The sequence below is a fragment of the Novacetimonas hansenii JCM 7643 genome (genome assembly GCF_000964405.1).
In the GTDB taxonomy this organism is placed as follows: Bacteria; Pseudomonadota; Alphaproteobacteria; order Acetobacterales; family Acetobacteraceae; genus Novacetimonas; species Novacetimonas hansenii.
In genome coordinates this window covers 1-6,462 of the sequence record NZ_BANE01000017.1, presented here as the reverse complement: position 1 = coordinate 6,462, position 6,462 = coordinate 1, and the positions used below count along the sequence as shown (strand labels likewise).

General features: G+C 56.7%; 6 protein-coding genes. 4 read left to right on the top strand and 2 right to left on the bottom strand.

The window, feature by feature from the left end; genetic code table 11:
• Positions 1 to 240 precede the first annotated feature (240 nt).
• Positions 241 to 1,113: a PhzF family phenazine biosynthesis protein gene (locus tag B7G66_RS01325; RefSeq protein ID WP_003620609.1), complete on the top strand. Its 873-nt coding sequence runs from the start codon at positions 241 to 243 to the stop codon at positions 1,111 to 1,113.
• Between the two features lie 248 nt (positions 1,114 to 1,361).
• Entirely contained in the window at positions 1,362 to 2,489 is a 1,128-nt protein-coding gene (locus B7G66_RS01320) for an alkene reductase (RefSeq protein ID WP_003620613.1), read from the top strand.
• 401 nt (positions 2,490 to 2,890) lie between these two features.
• Here the strand turns inward: B7G66_RS01320 and B7G66_RS01315 are convergent, their stop codons facing one another.
• Both B7G66_RS01315 and B7G66_RS01310 read right to left on the bottom strand, forming a co-directional pair.
• Positions 2,891 to 3,685 carry an HNH endonuclease gene (locus tag B7G66_RS01315; protein ID WP_159107939.1) on the bottom strand — a complete coding sequence of 265 codons (795 nt, stop codon included), beginning with the start codon at positions 3,683 to 3,685 and terminating at the stop codon, positions 2,891 to 2,893.
• A gap of 276 nt (positions 3,686 to 3,961) precedes the next feature.
• A complete protein-coding gene (locus B7G66_RS01310; protein WP_003620617.1) occupies positions 3,962 to 5,476 on the bottom strand; it encodes an FAD-dependent oxidoreductase in 1,515 nt (504 codons plus the stop codon).
• A 67-nt stretch (positions 5,477 to 5,543) separates the two neighbouring features.
• Between B7G66_RS01310 and B7G66_RS01305 the strand changes: the two genes are divergently transcribed.
• A complete protein-coding gene (locus B7G66_RS01305; RefSeq protein WP_141313110.1) occupies positions 5,544 to 5,996 on the top strand; it encodes a MarR family winged helix-turn-helix transcriptional regulator in 453 nt (150 codons plus the stop codon).
• Positions 5,997 to 6,236: 240 nt separating this feature from the next.
• Entirely contained in the window at positions 6,237 to 6,437 is a 201-nt protein-coding gene (locus tag B7G66_RS18115; protein WP_196760750.1) for a hypothetical protein, read from the top strand.
• Positions 6,438 to 6,462 lie beyond the last annotated feature (25 nt).

Sequence of the window (6,462 nt, the reverse complement as noted above, 5' to 3'; positions counted from 1 at the left end):
CATCGCAGAAATCGATCGTGAAATCGCAAATGTCGATCAGGGGCGATGGCACGCCCCCGTGCCGCAGAAATCACCGGCCCCCATGCCCGTATCCATACCAGCCTGAACCTGCGGGAATCACAAAGGCGGCCTGCCAAGGCGGGGCCGTCAACCTGCTGAAGCCATAAAGGTTTCTGTGAAGGTTGCACCGCATGTCGATCGGGCCGTCATGCAGTGCTGCATGGCGGGAGAGTGACAAACATGGCCGATACACTGCGGCCCAACATCGCAGGAACCAGAATGGTGGACCTCACTTTCAGGCAGGTTGATGTCTTTGCCGCCGAACCCTTCAGGGGAAATCCCCTCGCCGTGATTGCCGGCGCGGATGGGCTGTCTGATGAACAGATGGCGCAGATCGCAAACTGGACCAATCTTAGTGAGACGACCTTCCTCCTTGATCCGGTACACCCGGATGCCGATTATCGTGTGCGTATCTTCACCCCGCACGCCGAACTTCCCTTTGCTGGACATCCGACACTTGGCACCGCGCATGTCTGGCGTTCTTTGGGCGGCGTTTCAAAAACCGGCCTGATCGTACAGGAATGCGGTGCGGGCCTTGTTCCGGTAAGACTGCACGAAGACCGTCTGGCCTTTGCCGCCCCGCCGCGGCGCCGTGCCGGCCCCGTCGATCATGCCGACCTGATGCCTGCGCTCCTTGCCCTGCGCCTTGCCCCTGCGGATATTCTGGATGCCCAATGGGCGGATAATGGCCCGGGATGGCTGGTGCTGCGATTGCGCAGTTGCGCCGATGTGCTGGCCCTTCGACCGGATTGGCAGGCACTGAAGGGACAGATGATCGGGGTGGTTGGGGCATGTGACACAACGGACGATGCCCAGTTCGAAGTCCGTGCCTTTGCCGGGATCGGACAGGGGTGGGAAGACCCCGTTACGGGAAGCCTGAATGCCGCGATCGCCCAATGGCTGATCGAAAGCGGAACCGCACCCCCACAATATGTCACCCGTCAGGGCACCGCCCTGGGCCGGGCGGGCCGCGTCTTTGTGCATGAGGTTGATGGGACGATCTGGATCGGGGGAAATGTCGTCACCCGCATTACGGGCACTATTGCCATATGAATATTGTTTGTGGCCGGAAATCCCACGATCACCTGGAATCAACCCATTGATAATGGAATAAAAAATCCACAGGCGATGTCTTTCGCATCTTTGGGGAGAATCCCCAACACTCGCTTCATAATGGATCATGCTGCAAAGGGACTACGTTCAGCCCATGCACCCGCATGATCGGGGAATTTCACGGCCAGAACATTGAAAAATGACGCGCCCTGTTGGACATAATTGCCGCCACTCATCCGAGGAAAGCCATGACCGACCTGTTCTCCACCTTCGATCTTGCCGGCACGACGCTGGCCAACCGCATCGTGATGGCGCCTATGACCCGCTCCCGCGCGCCCAATGACATCGCAACCGACACGATCGCTCTCTACTATGCACAGCGCGCAACGGCAGGGCTGATCGTCAGCGAAGGCACGCCAATCTCGCGCGAGGGGCAGGGCTATCTGTTTAATCCGGGAATCTTCACGCCAGAACAGATCGCCGGATGGCGACTGACCACCCAGTCCGTCCATTCGTTAGGTGGCCGGATATTCGCGCAGCTCTGGCATGTTGGCCGCGTCTCCCATCCGTCAATCCAGACCGATGGCGCGACACCCGTCAGCGCGAGTTCGTTAATCGCGAAGGGCGCGACGGCGTTCGGCTATGACGAGGATGGCAAGCCAGGCTTCGTGGCAACCCCGGCACCCCGTCAGCTCGCTACCGGAGAAGTATCGCGTATCGTCGGGGATTTCGCCACCGCTGCCGCCAATGCGATCGACGCGGGCTTTGATGGTGTCGAGATCCATGGCGCCAACGGCTACCTGCTTGAGCAATTCCTCAACCCAACCGTCAATGATCGAACCGATCGCTATTCTGCCGACACGCTGGAAAATCGGCTGCGCTTCGTTCTCGAAGTGGTTGATGCCGTAATCGCGCGCATCGGCGCCCAGCGTACGGGAATTCGTCTGTCCCCTTTCGGCAAGCTGTTTGACATGGCACATTACGATGCAATCGAGGAAACCTATGCTGCACTGATGGCGGCTTTAGGTCGGCGTCGGATCGCTTACGTTCACATCATGGACCAGACCGGCTTTTTCTATGACGAGGGATCGACGGTCCCGGTATCGGATCGAATCCACGCCCTGATGCGTCAAGCCCGCCCGCATTTGTCGACGACGGCACTGATCCTGGCCGGGGGCATGACGCGGGAACGTGCCGAAACCCTGATCGCGGATGGTACTATCGACCTGGCGGCCTTCGGGCAGCCTTTTATTTCGAACCCGGATCTGGTGGCACGACTGCAGAATGGTTGGCCACTGGCGACACCCGATCGTGCAACGTACTATGGCGGCGATACGAAGGGGTTTGTCGATTATCCTGCTTTCGAAGACCAATGAGACAAAGAATGATCGGGTTAATCCCCGATCATTCCTTTACAGACCCAGTCTCAAGAGCAGTCGCCCTGATTGATTCAGATAGCTCGTGCCCGGCCGCTGTCATTCAAATAAAAACTGTGAATGACTTTTTTTTGGGTAACCTCTAACCAATAGCCGCCCCCTCCTGAACTGCCTGTCCGTTTAAGGAGCGTGGAACAGACAGGCGGCATTCGCCTTCAAGACTTTCGCCACCTCTTGCAGAGCAGACATCGCAAGGTTGGATTTGTGTGACCGCTTTAGGCCGGGAGCAGACTGGCCGCTTTTGGATAGATATTTGGAATAGCTGAGATCATGTTAAAATGCGGTTTGAATAGGTGCTGATTGCCCGGTGTTCGATGTACCATATCCGACGGTATTGTACACTACTTCCTGGACTGCTTTTTGCACTCAGCCGCCTCGAAACGTTTGCGGTGGTCTGTAATGCTCTGATGCGAAAGCTGACCACCTTCAACCGGCTTCCTGATTTTTGCACCGTCCAAGAAAGCATAGGTTTTATCTGTTAAGTATCGACTCTTCTTCAGTTTCGCGCCGCCCGCTTCGAACGTAATCTGGAACGCATCGAGCAATGCGTGGATGTCCGAACGGAGCAGGATCCCATTCTCGGAGGCATTTAAATCGGCACCATCGATTGTTCTGACGTGTGCAGCCTGAAGTGCAGCCGCAGTCTTGCAGCCTGTGATGGCACATCTACCACCATAGTTTCTACGAATTCGCTCTGAGAACTCGGTCTGGCCAGGTCTTCGCGATATTTCGGCTTGGTGTTTAGTACGTTCGACCTCGTCTTCGGCGTCCCGCTCGTAAGTGTTACTACCCAACATCCTGTATCCGACGACCTCATCTCCCATTGAGTTAAAAGTCCAACCAGTGATTTGGCTCTCGGCCTTTTTGACGGGGGTAGAGAATTTCACTCCCTCACTCAAAACGTTTTTGAGTTTATTCACGAGGGCTTCGTCATTTTTATTTTGGAACGAGGATGTCACGCTGATCTGGATAGGGTTCTGCCCAACGACAGCAACCAGATCAGCTTTGACGAGCATTCCGACTAGGTGAGAGCTTTCAGGGAACGATAGTGGGCCGCCCAGATGACGACTAGCCCTTTCGTTTTCACGGAGCTGCTGGAAAACTTGCGTGAACCATCTCATCTCAACACGAGCCAACTGATTTCCTCGCTCATTAATTCGAATCGCCAAGCATCGCTCAGCTGGCACGCCGATGTTTATCATCCAGCCGTTATGCAGCAAGCGTAACCTATCTGCTTCTTATGTGGTATGGTTTGCGCTCCCCCATACCACAGCGTGATGCCCGCTTTAGAAAGCTTCGACAGAGCGGAGGAATGACCGGTTCGGGGTGCATAGTGGTCTCAGGCACCATGCCTGTGAATGGCTGCATCTTTCTCCCTCATGTCCGTCAACGGACCTTCCTCTCCCCCCCAATCATGACCCTTCAAACATATCAACCGGGCGTAACGGCAGCATTTGCACGAGATATTGCGAAAGCCGCGGTTCAAGCCCATCGGAGGAAAAAATCCCGGCGATGTAACCGTCTGGACGCACGAGCACCCACTGACCGGGGTCGATCCCGTATGCCTCGGCAATATGGCCATTATCGTCGACGAGTTCCTGCCCCGCGCCGACGGTGACGATACGGATCCCCGCGATGGCCGACGGGCGGTCACGTGGCTGATAGCCGAGCAAGGTCCAGTAAGGCCCTTTAAAAACCGTGAACAGCCGTGTCCGCTGCCCACCCTGTCCGCGACAGGGTGCATCGGGTGCGCGGTCGCCCGCCTGCACTTTGCCGCCCACCGAACCGGGTACGTTCAACGATGAACCGCGATAGCCGAGGTCGAGTTGCCGCGCCTCGCGATCACGCCGCATGATGCCCTGCTTTGCTTCACCGAGCAGTCGCGTCGAGAGACGCAGCATGTTCGACGCGACCGGCCGGCGCTCCGCCTCGTAGCTGTCGAGCAGCGCTTCTGGTGCACCCGCAAGCACGGAGGCCAGCTTCCAGCCGAAATTATAGGCGTCCTGAACGCTGGTATTGAGACCCTGAGCACCGGTTGGCGGGTGCACATGCGCGGCGTCCCCTGCGATAAAGACCCGCCCGACCCTGTAGCGATCGGCCAGACGGGCACTCATTACATAGACAGAGGACCAGGACACGGAGCGGACGATAATGTCCCCTCTGCCAGTCCGGGCCCCGATGAGCGCAGTCAGCCCGGCCGGAGACAGATCGATCTCTCCCTCCATGGCTACGGGGGCCTGAAGCTGGAACAGGTCCGTTCCCGCCAATGGACAGATCATCACCTGTGTCGCGGGCGTATCGAGCTGGAAACGATGCCAGGCGGACCGATCCAACCCTTCCAGCCGCACGTCGGCAACGATCGCACGCACACCCAGTGCTTCTCCCGGAAAATCAATCGCCAATGCATGACGCACGAAACTGCGGCCACCATCGGTTCCAACAAGGAAGCGGGCACGGATAACTTGCTCTCTGCCTTTCCCTTCGATCCTTGCCGTAACGCCATTGGCGTCCTGTTCAAACCCGGTCAGCCGTATCCCAAAGTGTGGATGATGGCCCAGTTCGGCAAGCCGCTCCCGCATGACGGCCTCGGTTGCGAACTGCGGCAGCATCAGCGGCGCAGCATAGGGCTCGGCTGCGGTCGGGAAGACGTCCGCTTCCGTCAGAAGCGACGTCGTATGGGTTCCATCAGGGCGATACTGACACAGTGGTGGATAGGGGCCGCCTGCCGCGGCCATACGGTCGACGAAGCCGAGATTCTCAAAAATCTCCATCGTCCGGGGCTGGATGCCCTTGCCGCGCGATCCGTTGAACGGCTGCGCGTTCTGCTCGATCAGTTGGAACGAAACCCCGCGTCGGGCGAGGTCGATGGCAAGTGTCAGGCCTGCGGCCCCCGCACCCGAGATCAGGACGTCTGTATCGAAAGACACTGGCAACTCCACGAATCAATGTGCATTATTCACGTATATGGCATTGATACCAAAGGCAACGATAAACGTGAATAATGCACACGATTCTGAAATCCTGTGCGGGCTGCATACCGCGATCATTGACCTTGTCGATGAAATCAACCGCCCCTGCCGTGACGATCGCCTGATCGAAGAAGCCGGAATTCCTCTGGATCGCGCCCTTTTCCCGCTTCTGGCACGGGTATGGCGTTACGGTCCTATCGGCGTTGTCGAGCTCGCGGACCGTACTGGGCGTGATCATACGACGATCAGCCGACAAATGAGCAAGCTGGAAGAACTGGATCTTATTGAGCGCAAGCCGTCCATAACGGATAGGCGTGTTCGCGAAGCGACAGTGACTGGAAAGGGACAGAAAATGATCGACCTACTGAACGCCGCCCGTCAGAGACTGGCGGACCGCATTCTCGTCGATTGGACCGATGAAGACCTCGATCAGTTGAGGACACTTTTGCGACGCTTTGCTGACGATCTGATGCGATGATAACTCCAGTGCAAATCTGCCATCAAAATCAAAGTCGCTTGCTTCTCTTGTAAAGCTGTATGTCGTCTTCAATTACGAAACAGACAGGCGATAAACGCTTTCATATCGGACGTTCACTCGTATCGGATATTTTTCATAAAGCAGGCATCACCGCACACAGGATGCATCAGTTGATACTGAGTGCAGAATTCAGAACAAATAAAGAATAATGCGTTTTTATACCTTACAAAGGCATAATTGATGATCCGCGCTTATCCTAAGCCTGCTTTGCGCCGTCTGTATCGGCGGCACCGCACACGCGGGCACCAAGCCGGAGTTTTGGAGGAACTGTCTTACAACGGCAATACGATGTTCAACGAGGAGCTTAATGGAAAGGCGTTTCTCAATGGGCGATTGATCGTGCGCGTCGCGCGTGTTTCGACTACAGATCTGGAGCTATGAAATGGAGGACGCGTTTGTAGAGCGC